The organism is Mesorhizobium caraganae (assembly GCF_016836705.1).
Classification (GTDB): domain Bacteria; phylum Pseudomonadota; class Alphaproteobacteria; order Rhizobiales; family Rhizobiaceae; genus Mesorhizobium; species Mesorhizobium caraganae.
Map to the genome: position 1 here is coordinate 14,417 of NZ_JAFCGY010000041.1, position 25,834 is coordinate 40,250.

Genomic DNA, 25,834 nt, shown 5'->3' on the forward strand with positions numbered 1-25,834 from the left:
GGCGGTTTTAGTTCACCAATTGGCTTTCCGTGTCGGATTCTGTCGGTTTGCTCCGGCACAATTTTGTCCGGCTTCCGACAGTGCACAAGCGACCGGGTCGCGAAGGGCACCGCGTCTTGGCCACGCAGAATGTGAGGAGACTACTCCGGCCTAACGTTTGACGTCATCGGGACGCCTAGAATTTCTTCACCTCGATACCATGCCGGCGCAGAGCGTAGCCGATCTGCCGCGGCGTGAGGCCGAGGATACGAGCCGCCTTGGCCTGAACCCAGCCGGCCTTCTCCATCGCGTCGGTCAGGCGGTCGCGTTCCGTCAGATGCGGGCCCATTGCGGGGCAAGCGGGATCGTTCGGATCGCCGGCCGTGAGGGGCGATATCTCGCCTTCCGGGGCAGCAATACGCCGAACCGGCATCGTGCCACGCTGGGAGAGCTCGTCGATGGCAACGCCTTTCCAGAGGAGCGACGAAAGGCATTGGCTGTTCTTGCAGGCGAAATCCGATGGAGTGATCGTCCTTGAACGCGCAAGTGTAGCCGTCCTTTGCACGCAGTTTTCCAGCTCGCGGACGTTGCCAGGGAAATAGCATTGCGAGATCAGATCAAGCGCCGACGGCGCGAAGGCGAGCTCGCGATGGTTCTCCTTATTGAACCGGTCGAGGAAGGCGTTCGCAAGGCGTGGAATATCGCCGGATCGCTCTCTGAGCGGGGGCAGGATGATTGGCACAACATTGATGCGGTAATATAGGTCGGCCCTGAACTCCCCATTTACGACAGCCGTCTCGAGATCCTTGTTGGTGGCGCATATGAGCCGGACATCGACCTGAAGCGTTCTCGTGCCGCCGACTCGCTCCAGTTCACCTTCCTGCAGGACGCGCAACAGCTTGGCTTGAAAGGCAGGTGAAATCTCGCCGATTTCGTCAAGTAGCAGCGTTCCGCCATTTGCCAATTCGAAGCGGCCGGCGCGTTGGGAGATAGCCCCGGTGAAGGCGCCCTTTTCGTGCCCAAACAGCTCTGATTCCAGAACGCTTTCAGACAGTGCGGCGCAGTTCAATTTGACGAAAGCCTTCTTGCCCCGAGGTGAAAGCTTATGGATGGCTTGGGCAAAGAATTCCTTGCCGGTGCCGCTTTCGCCCCGCAGAAGCACGGTGGAATTAGTCCTTGCCACGACCGAGACGGTTTCGAGTACCTGCTTGAGCGCGGGACTTTCCCCGATGATCCCGTCGATTTTGACATGCCGATGCCGGGCTGGGTCGGTCCTCTCCTCGTCGAGCCATTTCTCCGGTCTCCGTTGCTCCTCGATGAACCGCTGACGATCCATACTCAGGATGTGATGGAGACGAATGGTGCGGCCGACAAGGTTGGCGACCATGGTTAGGAAGCGTACGTCCTCGTCGCAGCGGGAGCTGGTCTCGCCGTCACCGACACGGTCGATCGACAATGTCCCAAGGATCTCGTGCTCAGCCTTTACCGGGATACCGATGAAGGCAATTGGGACGGTGCCGCCGCTCGAAGATGGTTGAAGGTCAGCCTGAAATAGTTCGGACTTGCTGACATCCTGTATGATGAGCGGCACCCCCGTAGCGACGATCTGGTCTATCGCGGCTTGCGGTATGACGCGGCCAATTCCTGATTGAAGTGGGTGGGCGCTGCCGGCGGTTGCGGTAATCTCCGGCTCTGCTTCGGCGTCCAGGACGACGATTGCTCCATGACGCATTTGCACAAATGAGGAGAGGGTATTCACGACATTGGCAATCGTGATCTCAAGCCGGGTGGCGGCGGTCAGGACCTTCGATATCTCGTAGATTCCCCCGAGCGAGATATCCGCTTCGTGAATGGAGTTGATCCGTGGTTCGGGCAGGATGTTGCGAGGTCCTACTTCATCGACCCGATTTCGCAGTATGTGAGCCATGCAAACACCTCAGGGGTTGTCGTCCAGGGTGTGCTCCTCCCAAGCGCCGTTCTGTATTCGAATTCCGAAACCCACACTATTCACTAGCTTCTTTCTAATGTGAGAGGTCATTCTAGCAGCGGCTGACGTGCCGAAACTTCGGTCCAGTACGATTCACACTCTTGAAACGGTGCGCGCGCCGGTCATCCGAACTTGAAGAGGACACCGAAGCCGCCGCGTGGATAGTCCCACGCGATCTCGCCACTGGTCTCGCACAATATCCGGCAGGTGCCGCACTCCATGCAGCCGTCGGGGGTGATCTCCACTTGGCCCTTGTCGTTCAGCTCATAGCATTTCGCCGGGCAGACGTGGGTCAACGCGAGCAAGTTCGCGCTTGGCCTCTCGTGCGGTCGCACTTTGATATGCGGACGGCCAGGATCGACCAGGTAGCGGTTCTGGTAAAGCTTGTCCTCGACACGTGACTTCGTCACTGCGATCGTCATCTCGTCTCCCCCTCAGCGCCACGCGAATGCCAGGCGGACCGCGTCGCTGACCAGCCCCCAGCGCGAGCGCGCCTTGATGAAGGCGGCCGTGGTCGCCTTTTCCTTCTCGATCTTCGGTGTGCCGTCGACACGCATGAAGTTCTGCGCGGCTTGCGACATCAACCGGGGATAGGTCGTGAAGAAATTGCAGGAATTGGTGTGGAGCAAGGCCGGCATGTCTTTGTATTTCCTCAGATCCTTGACCACGAAGGACTTGTCCAGCATGGCTTTGTAGAGGGCGAGGTTGCGTTTGGTCATAGGACCGTTGCGGCTCTTGACCTTGACGATTGCCTCAGCCGCGATGCGGCCGGAGGTCATGGCGAGGTTCGAACCCTCGCGGTGAACGGCGTTGTTCAGTTGCGCGGCATCGCCGACCACGACCCAACCGTCGCCGAAGAGCTGCGGAATCGCCTTGTAGCCGCCTTCGGGAATGAGATGCGCGGCATATTCTTTCACCTCCGAGCCAGCGATCAGCGGCCGGATCGAAGGATGGTTTTTTAAGGCATCGAGCAGGACGTAAGGGCTCTCCATCACCGCGGCGAAATCGGAGACGAGGCAGCCGATGCCCAGTGAGATCGACTCCTTGTTGGTGTAGAGGAAGCCGAGCCCGGCCATGCCGCGGGAGGTCGTGCCTACCGCCTCGATCACGCAGCCTTCATCGCCCTTGAGGCCGAACCGCTGCTCAACGACCTCTTCGGGCAGGAAATGCATTTCCTTGACAGCGAGCGCCACGGCTTCCGGCTTCAGCATCTTGCGCAGGCCGGCGCGCGTGCCAAGCAGTCCGGAGACGCCCTCTGCGAGCACGACCACGTCCGCGAAGATCGCTCCGCCGGCCCGATCCGTGCGGACGCCGACCACCTTGCCCTTGGCATCACGGACGAGTTCGGTCACGGTCGTCTCGCACAAAACCGTCGCGCCGGCCTCGCGCACCTTGCGCGAAAACCATTTGTCGAACTGGGCACGGATGATCGTATAGCGATTGGGCTTCGCCTCATTGAAGTCGTCCGACCGATAGTGAATCCCGGTGTGGGAGGTATCGTCCATCACCCAAAGCCGCTGTTCAATCAAATGCCGCTCGAGAGGTGCGTCATCCCGGAAATCCGGGATGATTTTCTCCAGCATGTTCGCATACATGATGGCACCCTGGACATTCTTGGAGCCCGGATATTCACCGCGCTCCAACTGCAGCACCTTCAGCCCGTGGCTTGCCATTGTGTAAGCAGCTGCGTTCCCGGACATGCCGGCTCCGATGACAATGGCGTCGAATTTTTCCTCGATCATGTCCATCTCCCTTAGCTCGCAAGCTTATCGCGATTGTGCGGCGACAGCCGCCGGGTGAAGGCTTCCGTCAGTGCGGGCAGGAAGCGGATCGCATCGGTGACGATGCCGAGGTGGGCGAAATCGAAAATCGGCGCGTTCGGGTCGGCGTTGATGGCAACGATGAGATCGGCCCCCTCGACGCCAACCCGGTGCTGGATCGCGCCGGAAATCCCCGCCGCTATGTAAAGCTTTGGCCGGATGGTCTTGCCAGTTTGGCCGATCTGCCGATCAGCCGACACCCAGCCCTTCTGGACCATCGGGCGCGAACAGCCATATTCGGCGCCGAGCGCTCGCGCGAGGTTCTTCACAAGCTGCAAGTTCTCCGCCGCGCCGAGACCAAGACCTCCCGCGACCACGACGTCGGCATAGGCGAGATTGGCCGTTGCCGACTGGCTATCCGGCAGGAAACCGAGGACTTTGGTGACGATCTCGTCCTCGGTGATCGACAGCTTGTGCTGGATGACACGCCCGACCGGCTTATCCGCCCGCTGCGGCATGGGCATGACCCTCGGTCGCACCGTCGCCATCTGGGGCCGATAGTTGAGCGTATAGATCGTGCATAACAAGGAGCCGCCGAAAGTCGGACGGGTCGCGGCGAGCGAACCGTCGGTATCCACGTCGAGTTCGGTGCAGTCGGCCGTGAGCCCTGTCTGCAAGGTCGTCGCCACGGAGCCGGCAAGATCCCTGCCGAGTGTGGTCGCACCGAGAAGAAGGATTTCGGGTTTGTGAGTAGCGACCAGATCCGTCATCGCCTTGGTGAAAGGCTCGTTGCGATAGTCGGCGAGCAGTGGAGCCTCGACGATGTAGACAAGGTCGGCGCCATAAACGAAGGCTTCGGCAATGGCGTTCCCGATGGCCTCTCCCGGCGGCCCGAGCACGACGCCAGCAAGCTGGACCTCAAGCTTGTCGGCCAGCTTGCGGCCTTCGCCGAGCAGCTCGAATGATACCGAATGGACCTGTCCGCGTTCGAGCTCGATGAACACCCAGACGTGCCGGTAGTCCTTGAAATGGTCGGGCAGTTCCTTCTTTATGCCGGCACGGCCGGCGGCAGGGCGAGGGGTTTCTCGGTTCACGGTCGACATTGTCTGCTCCTGGTCCTCACGCGCCGCTGTTGAAGGCCAGCTCATGTTCCAGCGCCGGCTGGCGGGTGAAGATTGCGGCGATGAGTTCGTCAGCGATATCGCGCAACGCCTTCTCCGCGGTGTCGATTTGCACCGCCTTTTCCGCCCGCGCAGCAGGAGCGAAAACGCGCTTGACGACCGTCGGCGAGCCGCGCAGGCCGCATCTGGTGAGGTCCTCAATGCCGGCGTCGGCCGCACTCCACTTCAAGACGTTACTGCGCGCGGCGCACAGGGCGTCCTCGAGCGAGCCGCGGCGGATCTCGTTTGTGCCTTCCAGCATGGTGATGAGGCAAGGGAGCCTGCTCTTCAGCATCTGCGTGCCGCCTTCGGAGCGGCGCTCGACCTTGATCTCGCGCGCATCGAGATCGATAGAGGCGATCTTCGCGACATACGTGAGTTGCAAGAGATCAAGGCGCTTGGCTATACCGGGCCCGACCTGCGCGGTGTCGCCATCGATCGTCTGCTTGCCGGTGAAGACGATGTCTGGCGTGCCGAACGTCTTGCCAACCTTCGCGATTGCCTGGGAAAGAGCGAAGGAGGTCGCCAGCGTGTCGGAGCCGGCAAAATAGCGGTCGGTCAAGAGCACGGCGCGGTCGGCGCCGTAACCGAGCGCCTTGCGCAACGCGTCCTCTGCCATGGGCGGACCCATAGTGAGCACGGTGACCTCGCCACCATAGGCGTCGCGCAGTCTGAGTGCTTCTTCGAGGGCGAATAGGTCGTAAGGGTTGATGATGGTCGGCACACCCTGGCGCATGATCGTGTTCGTCACCGGATGGACCCGTATCTGTGCCGAGTCCGGCACCTGCTTAATGCAGATTACGATGTGCATTGGCGGTTTCTCCAGGCTCCTATCCGGATGTGGCCTTGGCAGTTCATCTGTTTGATCGCATCATTCGTGCCAACTAGTTTTGCGTGCGCCTTTTTCCGGAAATTCGATTGGTTGCTTCTGAGGGCGCCGTCGTGATGTTCGGATTTGTCGGCTTCTCGACATTGTCGCGTTGCAACCATGTCGCGCTCATTCCTTTCCGAACCGCTTCAGGACGGAGTCGAACGGGACAAAGGCGTGGCCCGGCGTGGCGGGTTTGTTCGGATCGTGATCTTTGAGCACCTTGAAGACCCGGTGCGTGAGCGGCGAGGAAATCGCGAAGTCCTCGTAGGCGCGTTCCAGCGTGGCGCGCACCCGCGCGGCGATTACCTGGTCGGGCAGACCGGAGAAATCTTCTTCGGCAAGGTATTGGCCCACGCGCTTCATGATATGAAGCCGTGAGACATTCAGCACCTTCGGGTCATAGGAGACGCCAAGGACTGCGAAGAACTCCTCCGCAGCCGACAGGCCCCTCAGTCGTGCGAGGATGTCGGTGACATCGATGGGGCGGCTGTCAGCGGAACAATTCATTGCATTCTCCCTGGCCGGAAAACTGTGGTGTCGGTGCGTTCGTCGCAGGGCCGACCTGCGCGCAATCCGCGGTTGGAGGAATGAAATGGGATGAACCAGCCAGGCATGGCTCGCTGGTCATTTTATCGTAGAGCTCGACCAATTGAGTTGCAGTGACGGTCGATTTGGTCTCGGCCGCCTTGCGGCGGACGCGGGCCACCATAGCGGCTGCCAGATCCGGGTCGAGATCGCGGCCGCTTTCGCTCAGCACATGGGCAATCGCCGTGGCGCCGGAATGCTTGCCGATGACGATACGCCGGCAGCGGCCCACGAGAGCCGGATCGAGCCCCTGATAGGTACGCTGGTCCTTCAGCAGCCCTGCGACGTGAATGCCGGATTCGTGGGTGAAAACATCGGCGCCGACGACCGGCCTGATGGCTGCTGTCGTCCAGCGCGCGGCCCGCGCCACCTGGGCGGCGAGGTCGGGCAACGCGGTCAGATCGATGCCGGTATCTGCGCCGTCGAGGACGGCCATCGCAGTGGCTACTTCTTCCAGCGCGGCATTGCCGGCGCGCTCGCCGAGCCCGAGGACGGTCACCGAGGCATGGCGCGCGCCGGCGCGGATGGCGGCCAGCGTGTTGGCGGTAGCGAGGCCGAGATCGTTGTGGCCATGAAATTCGAGGTCTATGGGAGACTGCGCCGCGACCCGGGCGACAATTTCAAAGGCCGAAAAGGGATCGAGAATGCCGACCGTGTCAGCCAGCCTGACGCGGCTTGCGCCGGCGCGCGCGGCCGTCTCGATGACGCGCGCGAGATGATCCGGATCGGCCCGCGAGGCATCCTCGCAGCCCACTGCAACGAAAAAGCCGCGGGCGGCTGCGCGCCCGACCATATGCTCGATGATCTGGAGCGCTGCCGTCTGATCGAGGCCGAGCTTGGCGGCGAGTTGGATGTCCGACGCAGGCAGCGACAGATTGACGGCTGTGACGCCGCTCTCGATTGCCGCCTCGAGATCCTGCGATCTCATCCGGCACCAGGCGGTGAGCCGAACCGGGAGACGCCTCGCGACCACGGCGCGAATTGTTTCGATCTCATCGGCACCCATGGCCGGCGTGCCGATCTCGATCTCTGGGACGCCGGCTGCGGCAAGAGACTCTGCGAGCTCCAGCTTTTCCGCCGTCGTGAAGGCGACGCCGGGTGCCTGCTCGCCGTCGCGCAATGTCGTATCGTTGAGAAAGACCCGACGGTTCATGAGCGACTCCCGGTTCTTTCGGCGCCCGGGCATAGACCCGATTGAAGTTCTTCGGCACTTAGCGAGCCCGGCCCAGAATTGCGAACGTCACGCAGCCGCTCCACGATTGCGGGCATGACCTCGAGCACCCGGTCGACATCCGCTTCGCCATTGTCGCGCGCGAAGGAAAAGCGGACTGCCCCATGTGGCATTTTCATCGCCCTCAAGACATGGCTCGGCTCCAGGGAGCCGGAGCTACAGGCGGAGCCGGCCGAACAGGCGATGCCCACGCGGCTGAGGAGAATTGGGATTGCATCGCCTTGGATATATTCGAAGGCGATGTTTGCGGTGTTCGGCAACCTCTCCAGCGGATCGCCAGTGACGAAGGTGTTCGGGATGCGCTGGAGAACCCCGTTCTCAAGGCGGTCGCGGAGCCACTTTACCCGTGTGGTCTCGTCGTTCATGAATTTCGAGGCGAGTTCTGCTGCCACGCCGAGCCCGACTATGCCGGGCGTGTTCTCGGTGCCCGCACGCCGGTCGTACTCTTGGTGCCCCCCCTTGATCAGCGAGCAGAAACGCACTCCACGCTTTACATAAAGTGCTCCGATCCCTTTCGGGCCATGCAGCTTGTGGCCGGAGAGCGACAGCATGTCGATTGCGGTCGATTTCAGGTCCATCGGAAGCTTGCCGACCGCCTGCACGGCATCGGTATGGAAAAGGGCGCCAACTTCCTTGGCCATCTCAGCAAGCTGGGCCACGGGGAAGATCGTACCAGTCTCGTTGTTCGCCCACATGATCGAGACGATTGCCACATGTGGGGTAAGGGCGGCCCTGTAGGCGTCGACGTCGAGCCGGCCATGGCGATCCACCGGGATCCTGTGCACCTTGACGCCGCGCGTCTTCTCAAGATGCGCGCACAGCGCCAGCACGGCCGGATGCTCGACGGCGGAAGTCACGATTTCTGTTCGGTTGGGCATCTCCTCGAGCATCGAAAGAATCGCTGCATTGTCGCTTTCCGTCCCGCCCGAGGTGAAGGTGATCTCATCGTCGAATTCCGCGCCGATCAGCGCTTGCAACTGCTGTCGCGCCTTTCTCACCGCTGCACCAACTGAGGCGCCAAAACCGTGGGTCGACGAAGGGTTGCCAAATTGATCCGTAAAGAACGGCAACATCGCTTGAACGACCTCGGGATCGACCCGTGTCGTCGCGTTGTTGTCGAGATAGACAGTCCTCATGTGTGCGATCCTCAGTTGGCCGGAAGGATGCGAGCGCCAGGCCGGTCGCATTGAGCCTCCGGCGCATGCCGTTGCTGGTGACGCAGGCGCCCTGGCAGACGCCTACGGTTTGACGTAGACCCGGTCGCCGCCGGCATTCACAATGCCCGCGCCAGCGTCTTGGAGCAGTCAAATTTGCCGCAGCGTCGCCGCGGCCGAAGGGCTGGAATTCTACGGCTTTGAACGTTTCCGTCACCGGGTCGGTGCTGATCATTTCAAGCGCATTGCCGCAGGCGATCGCGCCGACCGCACAGACTGCATTGGCCGTTTCCAGAACGCCGGCATTCTTCGGCCTGAAGGAGTATTCCTTGACCTTGTCGCTATGGTCCAACATCGATATCTGGCGCGATCAACTAAAGGACTTGCCGCAGTCGCACTTCCCCCGCGCGTTGGGGTTGTCGAAGACAAAGCCGGAGGATTCGAGTCCGGTGACGAAATCGACGGTCGTGCCGGCGACATGGGGTTGAGAGCCTGCGTCCACGAACATTTTGACCCCATCTGTCTCGATGATCGCGTCGCCCTCGCGCGAGACGCTCTCCAGGCCCATTGAGTATTTGAAGCCGGCGCAGCCGCCGGCCTCGACCATGACGCGAAAGCCTTCCGCCGGCTCGCTGGCGCGGGAAAGAGCGGTCTTGACGGCGGCAACGGCGTTGTCGGTGAGCGTGATCATGGTTCGATTTCTCCTCAGTCCGTGACGGTTTGCAGATCACCCTGCATGGACCGTGCCAATGGAAAAAACCGTTTCAAAACAGCGCGATCTCTCTAACACCGCGATGAATCGTTATGCGCCATTGCTGGGAAGACGTGGGGTAGCCGACACGTACTGTCGGGTTTGTCGAGTCCGCGACATGGGACTGCTCGGCCTGAGTTCCTGCTCCACTCTGACGTAGACCGTTGAATAGCATGCAGAAGATTTTGTCTGAGCTTGCTTCGGCGCAATTGGCACGACTTTTGAAGCTCCCTTTGGCGAGGCGGCAACAACCGTCGGCCGATAATCGTCTCGTGGGCGTCTCCTCGCGAGGGATGGAACGAAGGAAGGAAAGCAACATGTCAGGTCTGGGTCAGATCCGCTTTCTATGGGAAAGCAGCACCGCCCGCGCAATCCGATTGCCCCATCGGCCCATTGGCGTCGACACCCACAATCGCTCACCGCCGCCCGGTGGCCATTGACCGAGTTGAGATGGGATTCGACCGGCATTTGCCGGTCAGTGTCATGGCGTTTGCCGTTCAGGCAGCACGCCCGGTTTCAAGGGGATGGCGACGGCGATGCGGACGCTCTCCAGCAACACTCTGTTGCTGGGCGAGCACGCGATCGGGAGTACGGCGCGCTCTGTCGGCTGCAGATCACCCGGCAGGGCAGCTGATCCTCAACGAGCGGGCGGATCAGCGACGCAAGTGTGCAGACAGAATGCAGGCAGGTGGACGACATGGACCAGCGCGTGAAACGCTCGCCGGCCGAAATCCGGCGGGCGCGGGAAGACATGCCGAATATACGCGAGCGCGATCTCGCCGCCCAGTTGGGCATTTCGGAAGCGGAACTGGTTGCGGCGCATTGCGGTTTCGGCGCGGTGCGCATCGAGCCCCGGGTCAATGACCTGCTGACCGGCCTCGAAGCGGTCGGCGAGGTGATGGCGCTGACCCGCAATGAAAGTGCCGTGCACGAGAAGATCGGCGTCTACGACAAAGTGGTCACCGGCAACCAGCATGCCATGGTGCTCGGCGAGAACATCGACCTGCGCATCTTCCCGGAAGTGTGGGCTTATGGCTTCACCGTCGAGAAGCGCGATGGCGGCAACATTCACCGCAGCCTGCAATTCTTCGATGCCACCGGCGAGGCGGTGCACAGGGTGCATCTCAGGCCCGCCTCAAACCTCTATGCCTACCAGAAGCTGGTGGCGGAACTCGAATCCTCAAACCAGGAGCCGATCGTATCGGCTCAGGCGAGCGGAGCCAACGATGACGCTGAGATTCCGGACCAAGCCGCCACGGTCGAGGACCTGCGCGAGCACTGGAGCGGTCTGACCGACGTGCATCAGTTCTTCGGCATGTTGAAGACGCTGAAGCTCAGCCGCTGCCAGGCGATGCGCATGGTCGGCCAGGATTACGCCTGGCTGCTCGACAATGACGCCGTTGGCGCCATGTTCCAACATGTGGCCGATGGCGAGATGCCGATCATGTGCTTTGTTGGCAATCGTGGTTGCATCCAGATCCATTCCGGCCCGATCAAGTCGGTCAAGCCGATCGGGTCCAGGATCAATGTACTTGACGAGACCTTCCACCTGCATCTCAGGGCCCACCACATCCGCGAGGTCTGGGCCGTGCGCAAGCCGACCAGGGACGGCCATGTCACGTCACTCGAAGCCTATGGCGCCGACGGCAAGATGATCATCCAGTTCTTCGGCACGCGCCAGGAAGGCGAACGCGAGCGCGGCGACTGGCGGTTCCTGGCCGAGAACCTGCCGCGCATTCCCAACCCGTCCGCCGCGTGAGGTAAGACCAATGCGTATTGCTTTTCACTTCCGCTCGGTGCTCGCGCCGATGCTCGGCGTTCTGCTGGCCGCCGCTTCGCCCGCCGAGGCCAATGAGGGCGTACCTGTTTTTCCGATCCGTCACGGATCGCTGGATCGGCGGCTCCATCACCGAGATCGTCTGCGCTTGGCGAGGAAAGTCATCTCGTCGCTCGCAATTCGACGAGCTACGATCCGAAAGCGGCGCTGAAGGTGACCGATGTCGCCTACATGCGTCAGCTGTCGGCGCAGCGTGTTCTGTCGGTCAATCCGTCCAACATGCCGGCCTTGCACGGCAGCGACGCGAAGGAAGCGGCCGATGTGTTGGCGAAATCGAACGGGCCCCTCATCGAGCTGCCGGGGCACCACCGCCATAAAGGCATCCTTGAAAGATCCGCGTCGTCGGCAAGAGCTCGGCGTCGATGCCAAAGCCCAAAAGTTCGTGGCCGAGATGGATGCAAAGCTGACGGCGGCCGAAAAGCAGACGGCCACGATCAAGGAGCGCAAGCGCATCCTGTTCGTGCTGTCGACACAGGCCAGCAAGATCCTTGCCTCGGGCAGCGACACGGCTGGCGACGGCATCATCAAGCGGTCAAAGCGGTCGAGGGCTTCACCAGCTACAAGCAGATGACCGACGAGGCGATCGTCACTGCCAAGCCGGATTTGATCCTGGCGATGAAGAATGCCGGGTCGCCGATATCGCGGGACGAGCTGTTCGCGAATCGCTTCATCGCCATCGCCTCGACCCCCTGCGGGCATACAAGGGTCCGGACGCGCCACAGAGACGTCAGAGGCCACCCATCCGGCGATGGTGCTGTCGCCGAATCAAGACCTGTTCTCACAGGCACGTCAAGTGCGAACAGGGGATGACGAAAAGGAGACTTTCATGACTGAAGCAACACTCGTTACAGGCAGCAGTGACCTGTCAAGCATCGCGGCTGTCCAGCAATCGCCATCAATTGACGACGAACCCGCCACAGGCGCTCCGCACGGATACGCCCAAGAGGGCGGGTTCATCCAAGACGCCTTGCGTCGAACCGCAGTCGCGGAACGATTCGATCTTTCTGTTGTGCTCGCGAGGTACCGGAGACAGTACGGCTTCTCACAAGCGGTCGCAGAGGACCATCGACGCGAACTCGTCCGTTTCTTGGCACTCTGCGCGACCGCCCGACAGCATGGCCACTCATACGGGATGATGGGCGCAGTCGATGAGCTATGGCACATGTTCGTCATCTTCACGAGAGACTACGCTCGATTTTGCGAAGAGGTGGCGGGCAGGTTTCTGCACCATATTCCGGAACCCCATGGCGTAGCTACGCAGGGTACCATCGACCGGTACCTCGCTTTCCTGGAGGACTACAGAACAGTCTATGGGGAAGCGCCACCCCCAGCGTATTGGCCCAAGCCGAAGCGCTCTCCCCACAACACGGATACTGCCTGCTACGGCTGCGACGCCTGCGACGGCTGCGGCATCTGCGGCGGGGGATGCGTAGTTGACGCAACACTTTAGAAGGAGCGCTTCGAATTTCTCGGCCCCAGAGCGGCCGAGCCATTCGTCCGAATACTCAGCTGAGAACGAGGGCGACGGGCATGCATATATTGATGTTCGGAAAGATGCCTCCTATCCAGGGGGGTGTTTCCAAGGCAACTTGGGTAGCGGCAACCGATCTTGTGACCGCCGGCCATACGGTAACCTTCATCTCGAACGCCAACAGTATGGGCTACGGATTTCGGCAAATGGGATCGGCATCCCGCATAGAGGCGACGGTTGCTGGCTTCGCGGGAAAGCTTGAGATTCGGCAGCTTGAGGCGGTGCCAAGGCTCTCTTACATTCCATGGGCACCCCCGTACCTTAGCCAACTTTTGGGAAACGCCATCGCAGCCGCAAAGTCGCGTACGCCCGACTTGGTGATTGGATGGTATCTTGAACCCTATGGCGTTGCGGCTTCGATCTTTGGTCGATTGGCCGACACACCGGTCATATTGCGGCATGCCGGAAGCGACCTGGGTCGATTGAGGAAATTTGCCGATTTAGGGCCACTTTATGACCACTGCTTAGCGTCGGCAAGCCGTGTGGTGGCGAGCAAAAAGCACGATGCGGTGCAGATTGTCCTGGATGCGGGCGTCAGACGAGAAAGCTTGGTCCGACCTCGCGGCAGGAGGCTCGATGGTTCCTTCTGGGAGCCTACTCGATTTGACTTTGAGGCACTTGTCGACGAGGCGGAAGCTTTCTTCAGCAACTACGGTTTCGAACGCGACTTCCTGAAGATGCTGACCGATTGGAATAGGGAAGGGTTGAGGTGCTCAGATCCGATTGTCGGCAGTTACGGGAAAATCGAGATAGCAAAAGGAACCTACAGCCTAATTGATGCGCTGGACCTTCTCGCGGATCGCAACGTCCCGGTCGCCTATCGCGCGCTGTGGAGTGGCGCGCCTGATCGCTTTGCTCATGCATTCAACCACCTTGCGTCAAAGAAACGGCTGCGGGGTCGGACGATCATTCTGCCACCGCTTCCTCCGTGGGAAGTTCCGGCTTTCATAAGGTCCTGCTCGGTGATCACGTTCCTGGAAAACAATTTTCCAATCGCGTTTCATGGGCCGCAGATTCCGCGTGAGGTACTGGCATGTGGCACACCGCTGATATTGAGCGGTGAAATTTGGTCGAAGGTGTCTTTCGCCGCCAAGTTGGCGGATCGGACAAACGTCCTGCGCGCCGAAGACCCCAACAACGTGGCCGAGTTGGCGTCGGTCTTAGAGTTGGCAATTACAGATCGCGAAATGCGAGCGAGCCTCTCACATCACGGAAAGACGCTCTCGCGCACAATAGAATCGACCGCCCTTCCGCATGATCCACTGATTGACGTGATCAGATCCATGTAAATGCTCGATGCCACACCAGACCACTTATCTCGTTCGCTCAGGTGGCCACAATATATGGTGCTGCGCGTCTGTCGCCCTTCCCCAGTCAATTAGCGCGACCGAGGTGGTCACGATTCGGGTGTCGCCAGCATCCCGCCAATTCGGAGATCGGTTAGGCTTTGACCCTCGCCAGCACTCGACATGCTTTCTATAAGCAACTTGCGTAGGGATGGCGTGTGCAGCCTGATGATGTCGAACTTTGGACGCCGACATTTCGGCGGACCCATGCCTCTTTGACGTGGTCACGCCCGATGCGTGCTTCAGCTCGCGGGGACGTGGAGATGGGCAGCAACCATCTTGTCGTCCACCTCCATATTGGGGGCGATGCCAGGTCCAGTGGGGATGGTCCAAATTGCGCAAGCTCGGTCGGGTGATCGCGGAGAAGCTGGATGTCGACTACATCGAAGTTCATGGAGCGGTTCGGACAAACGGGTGCGAACCCGGGACGTCGTCCGGGTGTCGTCAGGCTCTCCCGTCCGGCTGAGCCTAAGCTTTCTTCACGGCGCGAATACTCCTGAGGCTGCTCGGGTTCTCGTCGGGAGACAGTTACCGCTGAGGACGGCCCACGCGGTCCTCACGGAGATGTTGATCAAGGCAAGGCATTCGTGACGGTTCCTTGCGTCGACGACCTCGGGGCACTGAAGGATGAACTCTCGTCCGCAGGAGTGATCGCGAAGGTTCATGCGCCGCGGCCGATAAGCGTCCGCGAAGTCCGGGATCGCACGAAGCTGTCCCAGGAGGCGTTCTCCGTGAGGTATGGCCTCGATCTGGCAACGCTTCGAAACTGGGAGCAAGGTCGCTCGGAACCGGATGCAGCGGCGAATACGCTCCTATGGACCATTTCCCGGAACCCGGAAGCAGTCGAAGAATCCCTCGACATGGAGGACGAAGTGGCTGCCCCATCGCCCTAGGGAGGGCCTCGGAACCGTGCGGCTACTCGGCCGCCAATGCGATGGCCGGCCGCCGCGCGGGAGGCAGCGCCAGTATCCGCGCAATGAGCTGATCCGGAAGGCGAACTCGCCGAGGTAAGCGTCGAGATGCTTCTCCCGGAAGCCATGGAATGTGCCCAGCGCCCAGCGCTTCAGGTTCGCAAAACGACGTGAATCCACTTGAAAACGATGTGGGCGGGCATCGTCCTATTGCTCAGATTGACCTTCCTGAGGCGACGGCCGGGCACCTTGCCGTACGAGGCAAGGGAGTTCGCAATGCCGCTCCGGGAAGGGTGTTCGCTACCACGAACGGAACGATGCTTTGAGCCGAACGGTCCGCGATGCGCGCGAGCCTGATGTGTCCGACGCCATGGTTGCCGACCGTCTCGACCGCTCCAGCGATCCATATCTGGCTGGCTGTGCTGCTGCCGCCACCCCTCTCCAGTGCGTCCGCCTTGCGCCGATACGGGATGGCGGACTCGTCCACGTCGACAGTTCCGGAAAGAGCGGTCCGGTTAGGGTTCACCATTGCCCCCTGAGTTTGTGAGGCACCAGCCAGGCGGTTCTGTAGGAGACGCCCAGCTTAGGTTGGAGCTGCAGCGCCGAAATGGAGTTGGAGTGCCTCGCCATCAGGTAGGCCGCCAGGAACCACTTGCGCAAGCGGCAGGTGCGTGCCCTGCATGACCGTCCCGGCAATCACGGAGGTCTGTTTCCGGCACCCAGGCCTCTCCCTTTGCCTGCGCATTCGAAAAGCCACGGCCGGCCTCGAGGCGCCATGCTTTCCTGGAAAAGCATCAAGCGTCCTCTCCACCGTCATCAGCATGACATCACGTTCTGCGATGATTGCTGAAAGGGCCTTTTCACCAAATTGGGCCAAAATTCGAGGGATTTGATGAACGCCACCATATTCAGCAGCCCCGTTTTCGTGAAGGACGGGAATTGCATCGTGCGAGAAATTGTCACCATCGATGGCGCCATTGATTTTCTCGAAGAATGGCCCGAAAGCCGTCGAGATTTGATCCACAAGACTGCACTCAAAGCGTGCTACGACGCGCACGACGGCTACAAGCCAGTCGACGTGGTCCGTCAGGCGTTCATCAGCTTCGCCAAGCGGGCTTGCATACTGGAAGACCCGGCTTCTGTAATGCCTTGGATCTCACCCTCTAAATCGGGCCGTGGAACGGAAGCGGTATAGGCTCATTCGATCAGCGGTGCCGCACCGGGTCGAAAATCCGCGAAACAGGGCAACCCGCGGCGAGCAGCAGACCGAGGGCCGACCCATAAGGACGGCGAAGGGCTAGCTGGGAAACAGCTGGCGTCATTGCTGGGTCGCGTGATGCCAACCCTTCCCGGCGAATAAGGGGACCCACGACACTCTTTGTCGGAGGCTACGTGTCGGACATGCAGTGACCGGCTGACCGGTTAGTCGCTAGTCAGATGGCAGGAACATCTTCTCCTCCTTGGCAGCCGCCTCGAATGCCTTACGGGCTTCTTGCGTAGGCATCTCACCCTCAAGAGCGGCCATGCAAACGCGCACAGCGTAATCCCACTTAGGCCCCTTGTTGCTCCACTTTTGGAGCTGCTCGGCGGCACCCTCGACGTGGCTGACCCCAAACCGAACTCCGGGGCGGTGGGTCCTGACGTAAACGGGAGGGTTGAACCAATGGAAAGCCATGAGGCTACTCTCGGCTGTCAAAGGCAACAAACAGGCCGCGGACGGTTGCCACTGTTACGACAACCTCGGTCAGTTCTTCGTCGCTTTCCAGCAGATATGGTGCAGCATCGCGAGCTTCTTTCATTGTAGCTTTGACCGACACAATGTCGTCAGGATCCGCCCTGTCGAGGAGTAAGGCAACCACCTGCTCTGCCGTAGGAATTGGGCCGACTTTACGGATGATGCTCATGCTACCTCGTACCCAAAGACGCCAACGAAACTCGATATTGCGCGCCTCGCGACAAGACATCAATTGATGATTGAAACCGTACGAAACCGGCCAAGGGGACAGCCCACAGATGCAGGGGGGTGCCTGGTCGGAACGTTGAGCGACGGGAGCCTAAGAGGCCGACCGCTGTTGTCTGTCGCGGCAGTTGAGAAGGTTGACCAGATCGTCGGCTTCGTCGATGGACATGTCGATCAAAGGGACGCCTACCTCGACAACCGGCTGCCCGGTGAACACGTCGATGATGTCCCACGAGCCTTCGGGCGTCTTCTCAATGTCGTATCGTCGGGTCATGGGTGATTTCGAGAGCAGGATTTAGTGCGGTAGCCGCTAAACGTTCGAGTTTGGGACTGGCGCTGCTGGCCTGAGCTAAGTAGTGAACTAAGAGGGCTCGGCATTGTCGGGGCGACTTCCTTTTTGAAGTCGACAGATGATCTACCAACATGAACTACTCTCCTCCCAGCAACTATGTGTGTCTAGCCCGATAGCGAGAAATCGGCACCCTTTGTATGCTCCATCCGACCGAGGTGAGGTCGACCCCGGTCGCGGCAATCGCGGGCGCTGTCTTGGGTGTTACATGCCAGGAGGCCACGTTTACCGCGCAGTCGCCGACCATCGCCACCCACCAGCTCTTCGATCGACAGGTTGTCCAGGAGACCCGCGTCGACGCCGGTGCCAACGCGCTGTCCAGGTGTTCCGGCGTGTCGACCTCGATCTTGACCAATCTGTCCACGCAATAGCCGCCCGCGGTCCATAGGTATATTGGTCCTTGGAAATAATGGAAACGGTTCCCTACTCCTCTTCGCCAATTGGGCGTACTTGAATGGAGATGGCACCGCGCTCAGGCACGGATGTGATCAACGCACCGACAATGATGGCCAACGCCGCGAGCATTCCTGGACCCGTCAGCCATTCGCCGAAGAACACGGCCGCGAAGAGGGCGGAAAAGAATGGCTCACTCGATTCGATGACCTGCGTCTTGTAAGCCTCGATATGCTGAAGGGCGAGGATTGTGCAGTAGAAGCCGCAGAACGAGGGGATAATCCCGAGCGCTAACAAAGCTGGAAAGGTGTTCACTGACGGGATTGGCGCGCCGCTCCAGGCGTAGGGAACGGCGAGCATGGCAAAGCCATAAGCCAGGAACCACCAGAAAGTTTCTAGGGACGAGCGAAGCTTGAAGAACTTCCAAGCGAAAATAAAGCTGGCATAGCCTAGCCCTGCGACAAGGGCGAGGCTAATGCCGATAATGCTTCCAGCCATCATGCCGTCGCCGGCAATCAGGAAGTAGCCTCCAAGGAAAACCATGGTCATGGCGAACGCCTTTCGCGTGGTCACCCTTTCCTTAAGTATGAGGATGTCGAGCGCGATTGCACCAAGGCCGCCAGTAAAAACAAGGATGGCAACAAGTGGGATCGGCGCGTAGGCGAAAGCATGGGTTTCGAAATGATAAAGCGTGAAGATGCCAAGCGTAGAGCAGACGGCGATCTTCCACGATCCCGTGAAGGCGGCGAGGAGTCGAGCCAATGCCCCAGACCTCAAGAGGATGACGATCGAGAGTAGCGAAAGCGCGATGCCGCAACGCCAGAATGCGACCGCAGTGGGGTCGAGCCCTTCATTAAAGGCGGACCGGGAAAGCACCCCGACGGTTCCATTGGATAGAGCTGCGAGAAAGGCGAAACCGGCCCCCAGGATCGACGACAAATAAGCATTCTTCATGGCTTTGACTTCATTGCTAGCATGTGGGAGCGGCAGGCTTCGCCGAATGCACGGAAGATTTCGACGCTGAGTGGATCCTCTGCGTGAAACCATTCAGGATGCCATTGCACGGCGGCGGCAAACGTTGCCGCGCCCTTTACGGAGACAGCTTCGATGACGCCGTCCATGCATCGCGCATCGACCTCAAGGCCATCAGCCAAACGCGCGACCCCCTGCCGATGCAGCGTGTTGACCAGGACCGGTTTCTTTTGCGAGCGACGGATACACTGGGCAATGTAGCCGCGGCCTTCGGCTAGAATTGCATGCGAGCAGGCGTATTGAAGGTCGCGCGGGAGTGTGAGGTCTTCCACATGGGTGATCCGACCTTCACCTTCCGAAAGGTCACTTGAGAGGGTACCGCCAAGCGCGACGTTGAGTTCCTGCAACCCGCGGCAGATTCCCAACAGCGGAATGCTGGACGACAGAGCAATCTTGATCGCAGCAATACTTGTCCGGTCCCGGTCGAGATCGAGCGTCTCTGGACAAGCTTCTGGCCCCCCATAAAGTGAGGGCGAGACATTCGACTCCGCCCCGGTCAGGAGCACCCCGTTGAGGACCGAAAAGCAGGCCTGCAAACTCTCTTCCTCAAGTCCGGCCGGGATTACGAGCGGCAAAACACGCGCGGTCGAACGCAAGGCTTCGAGATAACGGATGCGCACCGTCTCATAGCCGACGCTGTCGATCGTCCGGCGGTCGCAAACAACGCCAACGATCGCCGGGCTGCCGTCTGCAATCGCGGTCAAATCAGGCGCCCCCAATGGCTTGCCCGATATCGGCGATGATATCATCGATATGCTCAAGTCCCACGGAGATGCGGATTGTTCCATCGCAAACCCCGGCAGCAAGGCGCGCCTCGCGGGGAACCGAAGCATGAGTCGTCGAGGCTGGATGCGTGGCGAGCGTTCTCGCGTCGCCAATATTTGAGACGTGGTAGGCAAGTCGCAGGCGCTCGATAAAACGCCCCCCGGCCTCAATGCCTCCAGCGATATCGAAAACGATCATGGGGCCGCCATGATCGCCCATGTTCTGCACGGCGCGATGCCGATCAACGGTTCCGCCAAAAGCCGGATAGGTCACGTCGACAACACCAGGATGCGCCTTGAGATAGTCGGCCAGCTGCCGGGCATTTGAGCAATGTCGTGGCATTCGCAAAGGCAGCGTTTCCAAGCCTTGGATGCAGAGAAAAGATGCGAACGGGGACGGGCAGGGTCCAAAGTCGCGCATGAGCGTGTTGCGCATCTTGAGCAGAAAGGGGCTGGCCCCATAGGGGCCGGGCAGACCGCGCGCAGCATCCAGCCAGAGTATGTTGCCATGGGAGATATCAGGACGCGTCATCAACGGAAATCGTTCGGGGTAAGCAGCCCAGTCGAAGGTGCCGCCGTCGACGATAATGCCGCCAATCGTGGTGCCGTGGCCGCAAATGTATTTGGAAGTGGACTGCACGGTTACATGGGCGCCAAGCTTGAGAGGGCGTGAAATGAGGGGGGTCAACGTGTTGTCGATGATCAGCGGAATTCCGACTTCATGCGCGATCGCCCCCACTTCAACGATCGGGAAAGGGCTGAGCTTCGGATTGGGAAGCCCTTCCGCAAACCAACAGCGCGTGCGGTGGTCCGAGGCTTCGCGGAAGCGCTCGGGATCGCTCGGATCGACGAAGCGCGTTTCGATCCCGAGCCGCTGAAACGTGCTGGCGAGCAGATTGATTGTCCCGCCATACAGGTGCGCGGAGCTCACGATATTGTCCCCGCAAACGGCAATGTTCAGGATCGCAAGCATAATCGCGGCCTGTCCTGAGGACGTTGCCAAGGCGGCGACGCCGCCCTCCAGAGCCGCAACGCGTTGCTCGAAGATATCCGTCGTCGGGTTCATCAACCGCGAATAGGTGCGTCCCTCGCGGCGTAGATCGAAGACGTCCGATGCATGGTCAATGGATTCGAATGCATAGGCGTTCGAGAGATAGATCGGAACGGTCGTCGCCAGGGTCGCCGGATCACAGCGATAGCTCCCATGCAGAACTGTCGTTTCCGCATGAAGGGCCGGCGTTGGTTCCAATTGTGTTGCTGGGCCATTTTTCTGGAGTTTGGTCACCTTCGAGTTCTCCGGAGACACATTGTTCTCGATGGGTAGCGTTCAGGCCCACAATCCCGCGCTTGCGGCGAAGCGCTTCCGGTTCTGGTCGCGGATCAGCTTCAGGATCGAAGGCTCGCCATTTGGGCCAGACTGGAAGATACCGCCCGCTTCGCAACAGTGCGCCGCATAGACAGGGTCCCTCATGCGGATGGCATGTGCTTCGGGCAAGCGCCAGAGCGGGGTCGCTGGATCGAGATGATGATCGAGATGATAGTTGTCGCCGTTGATCGCGGTCAGCCACTTCTCGAGATGACGGCTGCGGCGATTCCGGGTCATTTCCAGGTCCACGGTTCGGCTGTCAATGGAGCTGCAATGCTCAGACATCTCGATGAACCAGCCGATGATGTGAAACGAGGTGAGGTAGGGAACAACCCAGAGAAGGACAAATTCCTGGAAGTGGCCGTAGGCCAGAGCGACCGTTACGACACAAGCCCAGAACGCGTAAAAGCCCCAGCGATCGAACACATAACCCCATGTCTCTTCGCGCTTCACCCGCGTTGAGCTCTCCTTGCGAGAGAGGGTGTCTAGGATCATCTGGTATCTGTTGCGGATCAGATACTTCAGATAGGCGTAGGTCTTCGATCCAAGCAGGGGCAAGATGATGATCTTCCAAACGAAAGAGCGATCCGTTTGGGGTGTGAAGACACCTTCCGCGATGAAAAACCCCAGGTCAGGGTCGGCATCGGCTCTGCCGAGGTAGGGGTGATGGCTGTGGACGTGGGACTGCTTGTAGGCGTAGTGGCGTTGAAACAGGGGCCAAGCCGTCAGCAGCGTGCCGAGCAGGAAGTTCAGCACACGATTCTTTGTCAGCACACCGTGCGCACAATCGTGCAAAATGGTGGAGATGCCTCGCTGACGCGCTCCGATGACTATCACAGCCAGGAGATAGAACCACCAGCTTACTCCAATGACCAGCCACGCGAGGGCGGCAATCACCGCATAGTCCTTTGTGATGTAAAGAGGGCCATGCCAATTGTCAGTCCCAAGTGCCTTGATTTCATGAGTGATGGATCGATCGAAGCGGTAGTGGATGTAGCGCCTTGGTGCTTCGATGCCGTGATACTGGGGCTGTACATGAGCGTTCATGAAAACACCTTTTGCCGAGAATTGCAGGGCCACTCGGCGGTATAGTCGCCGACGAAGCGGTCAATGAGATCAGCTTTGACGTTTGGCATGACAATCGCATGGGCGCAGTTGCCATGACATGCGAGCTGGTATTCGTTAACGAGCCTCTCGGACGGTTTCGGAAACACAACCGTCAAGGAGCACGGATTGAGCAATACCGGGACACTGGCTGAGCGTAGTGCTCCCGCAAAGCCATCCGCACGCTCGATGCAGGTTCGGGCATTATGACGGAAACCGGCGATACCGAGGCGCGTCAGCCGGTTCCATATCGCGAGAACGGCGTGGCCATTTCGCGATCCCATCAAGGTCGTATCATCAGAGCGCAAGTAGCTCACGGTGGAGGCGACGCGACGGACATGTTCGCGTCGGACTATGAGGACGCCGCAAGGCATCGGCGTGCCGATCATCTTGTGGCCAGAGGTTGATATACTGTCGACCCCGTGCCGGAAGGAGGGACGGATACCACTCGACAAGTCATCGACGAAGGGAAGGACCATTGCATTCAGCGCGCCATCGACGTGGACAAAGCGCCGAACCGGATCGATCCCGACTTGGTCCAGAACGCTGATGCAGGACGCGATATCATCGTGCGCCCCTTTCATGGTCGTTCCACAGGTCAATGCGAGAATGATGCAGCGATGGCGATTTGCCTGGACAACCTCCCGCAGAGCATCCGGACAGATGGCGCCGGTATGGTCGACCTCGCACGTCAAAGCCTCGATCCGAAGGATTTTGGCCGCCTTTGGGACCGAATAATGCGCCTCTGTGGAGTGTATCAGAACCGGATTACCAAGAGTCTCTCGCGCAAGATATATGGCCCACAGATTGCCCTCGGTTCCGCTCGCGCCCACAGCTCCCCAGTATTCTTCTGGATCGGCACATTCCCAGACCCGAGCGAACCAGCCGACCACTTCGCGCTCTACGCCACAGACCTCAGTCGCATAGTGTGAACCGACATATGGATCGCCCAAGTTATTGATAAGAAATTTGCCAAACTGATGGATTGGCCAGGCATCAAAGTCGAGATTGAACGGGTATCCCAAGTGTTTTGCGCGCCTATCGGCGAATTTATTGCCAAGCTTGTCCAGGGTCGCATTGATCACGGCCGTTTTGCTGAGACGAGCGTCCAGTATATCGCACGTAAGCTTCACGCATATGCTCCGCTATAGCCGCCCAGGAGAACGGCAGGTAAGGGTGACTCAAGACCCGCTCCAATCAGCCCGCCGCCACCCCACCTCCGGCACGGCGTCACTGATCCGGCAGGCCAGGCGATGACTTCGGCGAGATAGCCGTCCACGGCCGTTTGGGCGGTCGGTGCGCCGGGAACGACGGGATTGTCACCACGACAAGAATATCGGTTCGGCAACTCCTGACGCCTCGCGACGAGGAAGCCTCAAAAATCGTGCCGACATCGCAGAAAGAGTCGCAAAAAGAGCGTTGTCCATATTACTCAATGGCTTAACAAGGCGCAGCACGCCGAACAGTCCCGCGTCGCGGAACCGACAAAGCGACCGCAATGTCGGTTGTCAGACGTTGTCCTGGAAATTCTGGACAGGTGCTTATTAACAGAGGCGAGCCGAGGCATCGGTTTCGAGCAGCCGTTGCGGCACGGTCTTCCAGCCGGTCAAGGGGCGTTCCAGACCCACCTTGACCGTGCACAGCACCCCGTCCATTTCGACAATTGCGGGCACCCTCGGCAAGCGCGAACGCTGTTGGTTCCGCGCCAAGAACGCGATCTCGCCTGCCGCCTCCGTGGGGTGTTTATCGCAAACCTGCTTGTGTCCGAAGCTGAACAAGAATGTCGCCAGCCCGAACCAAAAGGTCGCCAAGGCCGGGTCACCGCCTACCGAGCAAGCTGTGAACGCAAACAGAGCGCCGAGTCGGCACGCAACTTGCTTCGATGATTTGGACGCGCGCGATCGGCCTCGCCGTCGTTACGCTCGGCGGCGAGGCACACGGCCGCAAGACAGCGTAGACCATTCGGTCGGCATCACCCGGATGCCTTCCCTGTCGGCGCAGGCGGCGCCGCCGACGGCCAGCGCCGCAAAGCCGCCCATGGTGAGCATCCCTGCATCCGTTTGCGTGTGATCATAGGGTCTTGCGCTTAACGGAGCGCCGTTTGGCGCATGTCCGAGTAGCGGACATACTCTAACTTACACCAAACCTAAGACGACGCCCATCTCCCTTCGGCTTACCGATGCGGAAATGGAAAAGCTGAAGCTCGCGATAGGCAACGGAAATGTCAGTGCACATATTCGCGAACGACTTTTTGGCGAGGGAGGTAGAAAACACCATCAGCGAATCCCAGTTGCCAGCGAAAGACAACTCGCGGCCATTCTGGCGGCGCTTGGCCAGTCAGAAGTTGCCTCCAGCCTTCGAGACATAGCGTACGCGGCAAAGATAGGCGCGCTGCCGCTCGATGAGGAGACAGGGAATGCGATCCGGTCCGCCGCGAGGGCATTGGTACGCCTCCGCTCGGAAATACTCTCGGCGCTCGGATTGGTGGAGGGATTGGAGAATGATCCTTAAAGCTAGTCAACGCGCCGACGGTAAACAGCTCGGGCTTCATCTGCTGCGCCGTGATGAAAACGATCACGTCGGGGTCGAGGAGATTCGCGGCTTCGTTGCCAACAATGTCGTTGACGCGTTTCGGGAAGCATATGCGATCAGCCGGGGGACGAAATGCTCCCAGTTCCTTTTTTCACTCAGTCTTAGTCCGCCGTCGAAGGAATCGGTTACCGTCGCGATGTTTCGGGATGCGATTGAGCGCGTTGAGCGGAGCATGGGTTTGATGGGCCAACCCCGCGCGATCGTTTTTCATGAGAAGGACGGCCGCCGACACGCACACTGCGTCTGGTCCCGGATCAACGCCAAAACGATGAAGGCGATCAATCTCCCGCATTTCAAGATGAAGCTGCAAGAGCTGTCCCGCTCGCTCTACATCGAGCACGGATGGGCGATGCCCAATGGCCTTGTGAGACAAGAAGACGGCAATCCGCTTAATTTCTCGCGAGAGGAATGGCAGCAGGCAAAGCGCATCAACCGTGATCCCAAAGCGATCAAGAAAATATTTCAGGACTGCTGGGCCGCATCGGACGGACTGAACGCATTTCGGCAGACGCTGGAGGGTCGTGGCTACTACCTGGCTCAGGGCGATCGGCGCGGCCACGTCGCGGTTGATTGGCAAGGTGAGGTCTACGCAGTTTCAAGGTGGACCGGGACAAAGGCTAAGGAGGTTGTTGCCCGTCTCGGCAAGCCCGATGACCTACCAGATGTCGCCACGGTTACGCGTCAGATCAAGGAAGCGCAGGATGCGAAACTCGACTTCTTCGCCGATAGTGCAAAGCTCGAACTCGACAGCGCTCGCCAGGGTTTGGCCGGACAGCGCGAAAAACTCGTTCTTCGTCAGCGAGAGGAGCGCTCATTTCTGGCTGAATTTCAGGCGGCTCGATGGGCAACAGAGTCACAGTCGCGGGCAGAACGCTTCCGCACTGGAATCAAGGGAATCTGGGACAGGATAACGGGCAGGCGTACTCAAATTGCGCGCCAGAATGAGATAGAAATTGCTAGTCACCTGAATCTGAAGTTCGGTTCATTGTCTTCTGGCAGAAACGCTTGACCGATGCGAGGATCTGGTCGGCGGATTTGACCCACTTGTAAGGGGTGGGGTTTTCGTTGTGGGTTTCGATGAATGCGTCGATGTCGGCCTCCAGTTCTGCGGTGGAACGGTGTACGCCGCGCTGCAACTGCTTTCGCGTCAGTTCGGCGAACCACCGCTCGA

At 59.8% G+C, this 25,834-nt stretch carries 29 protein-coding genes and 2 pseudogenes; 9 read left to right on the top strand and 22 right to left on the bottom strand.

Going from position 1 to position 25,834, the window contains the following annotated elements:
* Positions 1-175 precede the first annotated feature (175 nt).
* From nifA to JQK88_RS32235, 10 genes and pseudogenes are all read right to left on the bottom strand, one after another.
* The gene (gene nifA / locus JQK88_RS32195) at positions 176-1,906 is read right to left on the bottom strand and encodes a nif-specific transcriptional activator NifA (RefSeq protein WP_203280631.1); all 1,731 of its coding nucleotides are present in this window, start codon (positions 1,904-1,906) and stop codon (positions 176-178) included.
* 182 nt (positions 1,907-2,088) lie between these two features.
* Positions 2,089-2,388 carry a ferredoxin family protein gene (locus JQK88_RS32200; RefSeq protein ID WP_203280632.1) on the bottom strand — a complete coding sequence of 100 codons (300 nt, stop codon included), beginning with the start codon at positions 2,386-2,388 and terminating at the stop codon, positions 2,089-2,091.
* 12 nt (positions 2,389-2,400) lie between these two features.
* Positions 2,401-3,708 carry an FAD-binding protein gene (locus JQK88_RS32205; protein WP_203280633.1) on the bottom strand — a complete coding sequence of 436 codons (1,308 nt, stop codon included), beginning with the start codon at positions 3,706-3,708 and terminating at the stop codon, positions 2,401-2,403.
* 11 nt (positions 3,709-3,719) lie between these two features.
* The gene (locus JQK88_RS32210) at positions 3,720-4,829 is read right to left on the bottom strand and encodes an electron transfer flavoprotein subunit alpha/FixB family protein (RefSeq protein ID WP_192250839.1); all 1,110 of its coding nucleotides are present in this window, start codon (positions 4,827-4,829) and stop codon (positions 3,720-3,722) included.
* Positions 4,830-4,845: 16 nt separating this feature from the next.
* A complete protein-coding gene (locus tag JQK88_RS32215) occupies positions 4,846-5,697 on the bottom strand; it encodes an electron transfer flavoprotein subunit beta/FixA family protein (RefSeq protein WP_203280634.1) in 852 nt (283 codons plus the stop codon).
* A 186-nt stretch (positions 5,698-5,883) separates the two neighbouring features.
* Positions 5,884-6,264 (bottom strand): nitrogenase stabilizing/protective protein NifW, encoded by a 381-nt coding sequence (gene nifW / locus JQK88_RS32220; protein WP_203280635.1) that lies wholly within the window; start codon positions 6,262-6,264, stop codon positions 5,884-5,886.
* Positions 6,248-7,495: a homocitrate synthase gene (gene nifV / locus JQK88_RS32225; protein WP_203280636.1), complete on the bottom strand. Its 1,248-nt coding sequence runs from the start codon at positions 7,493-7,495 to the stop codon at positions 6,248-6,250. Before nifV ends, nifW begins: the two co-directional genes overlap by 17 nt.
* Positions 7,492-8,709: a cysteine desulfurase NifS gene (gene nifS, locus JQK88_RS32230; protein WP_192251023.1), complete on the bottom strand. Its 1,218-nt coding sequence runs from the start codon at positions 8,707-8,709 to the stop codon at positions 7,492-7,494. The genes nifV and nifS overlap by 4 nt, the downstream gene beginning before the upstream one ends.
* Positions 8,710-8,896: 187 nt before the next feature.
* Positions 8,897-9,082, bottom strand: a pseudogene (locus tag JQK88_RS37640) (iron-sulfur cluster assembly scaffold protein); the annotation flags it as partial.
* Between the two features lie 15 nt (positions 9,083-9,097).
* Positions 9,098-9,418: a HesB/IscA family protein gene (locus JQK88_RS32235; protein ID WP_192250828.1), complete on the bottom strand. Its 321-nt coding sequence runs from the start codon at positions 9,416-9,418 to the stop codon at positions 9,098-9,100.
* Between the two features lie 757 nt (positions 9,419-10,175).
* Between JQK88_RS32235 and JQK88_RS32240 the strand changes: the two genes are divergently transcribed.
* The 6 genes from JQK88_RS32240 (at position 10,176) to JQK88_RS37645 (ending at position 15,085) form a co-directional block, all read left to right on the top strand.
* Positions 10,176-11,237, top strand: a complete 1,062-nt coding sequence (locus tag JQK88_RS32240) for a hemin-degrading factor (protein WP_203280637.1) — start codon at positions 10,176-10,178, stop codon at positions 11,235-11,237.
* 10 nt (positions 11,238-11,247) lie between these two features.
* Positions 11,248-11,466 carry a hypothetical protein gene (locus JQK88_RS32245; RefSeq protein WP_129468813.1) on the top strand — a complete coding sequence of 73 codons (219 nt, stop codon included), beginning with the start codon at positions 11,248-11,250 and terminating at the stop codon, positions 11,464-11,466.
* A 174-nt stretch (positions 11,467-11,640) separates the two neighbouring features.
* Complete coding sequence (locus JQK88_RS32250; RefSeq protein WP_203280638.1) at positions 11,641-11,886, top strand: TroA family protein; 246 nt, start codon at positions 11,641-11,643, stop codon at positions 11,884-11,886.
* Positions 11,887-12,141: 255 nt separating this feature from the next.
* Positions 12,142-12,765, top strand: coding sequence for a glycine-rich domain-containing protein (locus JQK88_RS32255; protein ID WP_203280639.1), 624 nt, complete (start codon positions 12,142-12,144; stop codon positions 12,763-12,765).
* 80 nt (positions 12,766-12,845) lie between these two features.
* A complete protein-coding gene (locus JQK88_RS32260; RefSeq protein ID WP_203280640.1) occupies positions 12,846-14,135 on the top strand; it encodes a glycosyltransferase family protein in 1,290 nt (429 codons plus the stop codon).
* A gap of 704 nt (positions 14,136-14,839) precedes the next feature.
* Complete coding sequence (locus tag JQK88_RS37645; RefSeq protein WP_376740481.1) at positions 14,840-15,085, top strand: helix-turn-helix domain-containing protein; 246 nt, start codon at positions 14,840-14,842, stop codon at positions 15,083-15,085.
* Here JQK88_RS37645 and JQK88_RS37650 read toward each other — a convergent pair.
* The gene (locus JQK88_RS37650) at positions 15,005-15,283 is read right to left on the bottom strand and encodes a transposase (RefSeq protein ID WP_203280641.1); all 279 of its coding nucleotides are present in this window, start codon (positions 15,281-15,283) and stop codon (positions 15,005-15,007) included. The two genes, JQK88_RS37645 and JQK88_RS37650, sit on opposite strands and share 81 nt — an antisense overlap.
* A gap of 712 nt (positions 15,284-15,995) precedes the next feature.
* Here JQK88_RS37650 and JQK88_RS32270 point away from each other — a divergent pair.
* Positions 15,996-16,298, top strand: coding sequence for a DUF982 domain-containing protein (locus JQK88_RS32270; RefSeq protein ID WP_203280642.1), 303 nt, complete (start codon positions 15,996-15,998; stop codon positions 16,296-16,298).
* 234 nt (positions 16,299-16,532) lie between these two features.
* Here the strand turns inward: JQK88_RS32270 and JQK88_RS32275 are convergent, their stop codons facing one another.
* From JQK88_RS32275 to JQK88_RS37065, 10 genes are all read right to left on the bottom strand, one after another.
* Positions 16,533-16,778 (bottom strand): DUF982 domain-containing protein, encoded by a 246-nt coding sequence (locus JQK88_RS32275; RefSeq protein ID WP_203280643.1) that lies wholly within the window; start codon positions 16,776-16,778, stop codon positions 16,533-16,535.
* A gap of 4 nt (positions 16,779-16,782) precedes the next feature.
* Positions 16,783-17,007 (bottom strand): hypothetical protein, encoded by a 225-nt coding sequence (locus tag JQK88_RS32280; protein ID WP_203280644.1) that lies wholly within the window; start codon positions 17,005-17,007, stop codon positions 16,783-16,785.
* Between the two features lie 150 nt (positions 17,008-17,157).
* On the bottom strand, positions 17,158-17,337 hold the full coding sequence (locus tag JQK88_RS32285) for a hypothetical protein (protein ID WP_192250808.1): 180 nt from the start codon (positions 17,335-17,337) through the stop codon (positions 17,158-17,160).
* 498 nt (positions 17,338-17,835) lie between these two features.
* Positions 17,836-18,759: a DMT family transporter gene (locus JQK88_RS32290; RefSeq protein WP_203280645.1), complete on the bottom strand. Its 924-nt coding sequence runs from the start codon at positions 18,757-18,759 to the stop codon at positions 17,836-17,838.
* Positions 18,756-19,541, bottom strand: coding sequence for a gamma-glutamyl-gamma-aminobutyrate hydrolase family protein (locus JQK88_RS32295; protein WP_203280646.1), 786 nt, complete (start codon positions 19,539-19,541; stop codon positions 18,756-18,758). The genes JQK88_RS32290 and JQK88_RS32295 overlap by 4 nt, the downstream gene beginning before the upstream one ends.
* A gap of 1 nt (position 19,542) precedes the next feature.
* Positions 19,543-20,886: an O-acetylhomoserine aminocarboxypropyltransferase/cysteine synthase family protein gene (locus JQK88_RS32300; RefSeq protein WP_312037372.1), complete on the bottom strand. Its 1,344-nt coding sequence runs from the start codon at positions 20,884-20,886 to the stop codon at positions 19,543-19,545.
* A 42-nt stretch (positions 20,887-20,928) separates the two neighbouring features.
* Positions 20,929-22,014 (bottom strand): fatty acid desaturase family protein, encoded by a 1,086-nt coding sequence (locus JQK88_RS32305; RefSeq protein ID WP_203280647.1) that lies wholly within the window; start codon positions 22,012-22,014, stop codon positions 20,929-20,931.
* A complete protein-coding gene (locus JQK88_RS32310) occupies positions 22,011-23,156 on the bottom strand; it encodes a histidine decarboxylase (protein WP_312037373.1) in 1,146 nt (381 codons plus the stop codon). The genes JQK88_RS32305 and JQK88_RS32310 overlap by 4 nt, the downstream gene beginning before the upstream one ends.
* A gap of 459 nt (positions 23,157-23,615) precedes the next feature.
* The gene (locus JQK88_RS32315) at positions 23,616-23,882 is read right to left on the bottom strand and encodes a hypothetical protein (protein WP_203280648.1); all 267 of its coding nucleotides are present in this window, start codon (positions 23,880-23,882) and stop codon (positions 23,616-23,618) included.
* 105 nt (positions 23,883-23,987) lie between these two features.
* Entirely contained in the window at positions 23,988-24,119 is a 132-nt protein-coding gene (locus JQK88_RS37065) for a hypothetical protein (protein ID WP_281434917.1), read from the bottom strand.
* Between the two features lie 139 nt (positions 24,120-24,258).
* On the opposite strand from JQK88_RS37065, the gene JQK88_RS32320 reads away from it, so the two are divergent.
* A complete protein-coding gene (locus JQK88_RS32320; RefSeq protein WP_203280649.1) occupies positions 24,259-24,582 on the top strand; it encodes a hypothetical protein in 324 nt (107 codons plus the stop codon).
* Positions 24,572-25,672, top strand: a complete 1,101-nt coding sequence (locus tag JQK88_RS32325; RefSeq protein ID WP_203280650.1) for a relaxase/mobilization nuclease domain-containing protein — start codon at positions 24,572-24,574, stop codon at positions 25,670-25,672. Before JQK88_RS32320 ends, JQK88_RS32325 begins: the two co-directional genes overlap by 11 nt.
* Here the strand turns inward: JQK88_RS32325 and JQK88_RS32330 are convergent.
* Positions 25,620-25,834 (bottom strand): annotated as a pseudogene (locus JQK88_RS32330) (IS630 family transposase); the annotation flags it as partial. The gene JQK88_RS32325 and the pseudogene JQK88_RS32330 overlap by 53 nt on opposite strands.

Coding starts and splice junctions, on each gene's coding strand:
- nifW (WP_203280635.1), bottom strand. CDS start 6,264: ATGAATTGTTCCGCTGACAGCCGCCCCATCGATGTCACCGACATCCTC.
- JQK88_RS32200 (WP_203280632.1), bottom strand. CDS start 2,388: ATGACGATCGCAGTGACGAAGTCACGTGTCGAGGACAAGCTTTACCAG.
- JQK88_RS32275 (WP_203280643.1), bottom strand. CDS start 16,778: ATGGCTTTCCATTGGTTCAACCCTCCCGTTTACGTCAGGACCCACCGC.
- JQK88_RS32270 (WP_203280642.1), top strand. CDS start 15,996: ATGAACGCCACCATATTCAGCAGCCCCGTTTTCGTGAAGGACGGGAAT.
- nifA (WP_203280631.1), bottom strand. CDS start 1,906: ATGGCTCACATACTGCGAAATCGGGTCGATGAAGTAGGACCTCGCAAC.
- JQK88_RS32305 (WP_203280647.1), bottom strand. CDS start 22,014: ATGAACGCTCATGTACAGCCCCAGTATCACGGCATCGAAGCACCAAGG.
- JQK88_RS32290 (WP_203280645.1), bottom strand. CDS start 18,759: ATGAAGAATGCTTATTTGTCGTCGATCCTGGGGGCCGGTTTCGCCTTT.
- nifS (WP_192251023.1), bottom strand. CDS start 8,709: ATGAGGACTGTCTATCTCGACAACAACGCGACGACACGGGTCGATCCC.
- JQK88_RS32320 (WP_203280649.1), top strand. CDS start 24,259: ATGGAAAAGCTGAAGCTCGCGATAGGCAACGGAAATGTCAGTGCACAT.
- JQK88_RS32325 (WP_203280650.1), top strand. CDS start 24,572: ATGATCCTTAAAGCTAGTCAACGCGCCGACGGTAAACAGCTCGGGCTT.
- JQK88_RS32260 (WP_203280640.1), top strand. CDS start 12,846: ATGCATATATTGATGTTCGGAAAGATGCCTCCTATCCAGGGGGGTGTT.
- JQK88_RS32280 (WP_203280644.1), bottom strand. CDS start 17,007: ATGAGCATCATCCGTAAAGTCGGCCCAATTCCTACGGCAGAGCAGGTG.
- JQK88_RS37065 (WP_281434917.1), bottom strand. CDS start 24,119: ATGCTCACCATGGGCGGCTTTGCGGCGCTGGCCGTCGGCGGCGCCGCC.
- JQK88_RS32210 (WP_192250839.1), bottom strand. CDS start 4,829: ATGTCGACCGTGAACCGAGAAACCCCTCGCCCTGCCGCCGGCCGTGCC.
- JQK88_RS32235 (WP_192250828.1), bottom strand. CDS start 9,418: ATGATCACGCTCACCGACAACGCCGTTGCCGCCGTCAAGACCGCTCTT.
- nifV (WP_203280636.1), bottom strand. CDS start 7,495: ATGAACCGTCGGGTCTTTCTCAACGATACGACATTGCGCGACGGCGAG.
- JQK88_RS32240 (WP_203280637.1), top strand. CDS start 10,176: ATGGACCAGCGCGTGAAACGCTCGCCGGCCGAAATCCGGCGGGCGCGG.
- JQK88_RS32245 (WP_129468813.1), top strand. CDS start 11,248: ATGCGTATTGCTTTTCACTTCCGCTCGGTGCTCGCGCCGATGCTCGGC.
- JQK88_RS32255 (WP_203280639.1), top strand. CDS start 12,142: ATGACTGAAGCAACACTCGTTACAGGCAGCAGTGACCTGTCAAGCATC.
- JQK88_RS32285 (WP_192250808.1), bottom strand. CDS start 17,337: ATGACCCGACGATACGACATTGAGAAGACGCCCGAAGGCTCGTGGGAC.
- JQK88_RS32205 (WP_203280633.1), bottom strand. CDS start 3,708: ATGATCGAGGAAAAATTCGACGCCATTGTCATCGGAGCCGGCATGTCC.
- JQK88_RS32215 (WP_203280634.1), bottom strand. CDS start 5,697: ATGCACATCGTAATCTGCATTAAGCAGGTGCCGGACTCGGCACAGATA.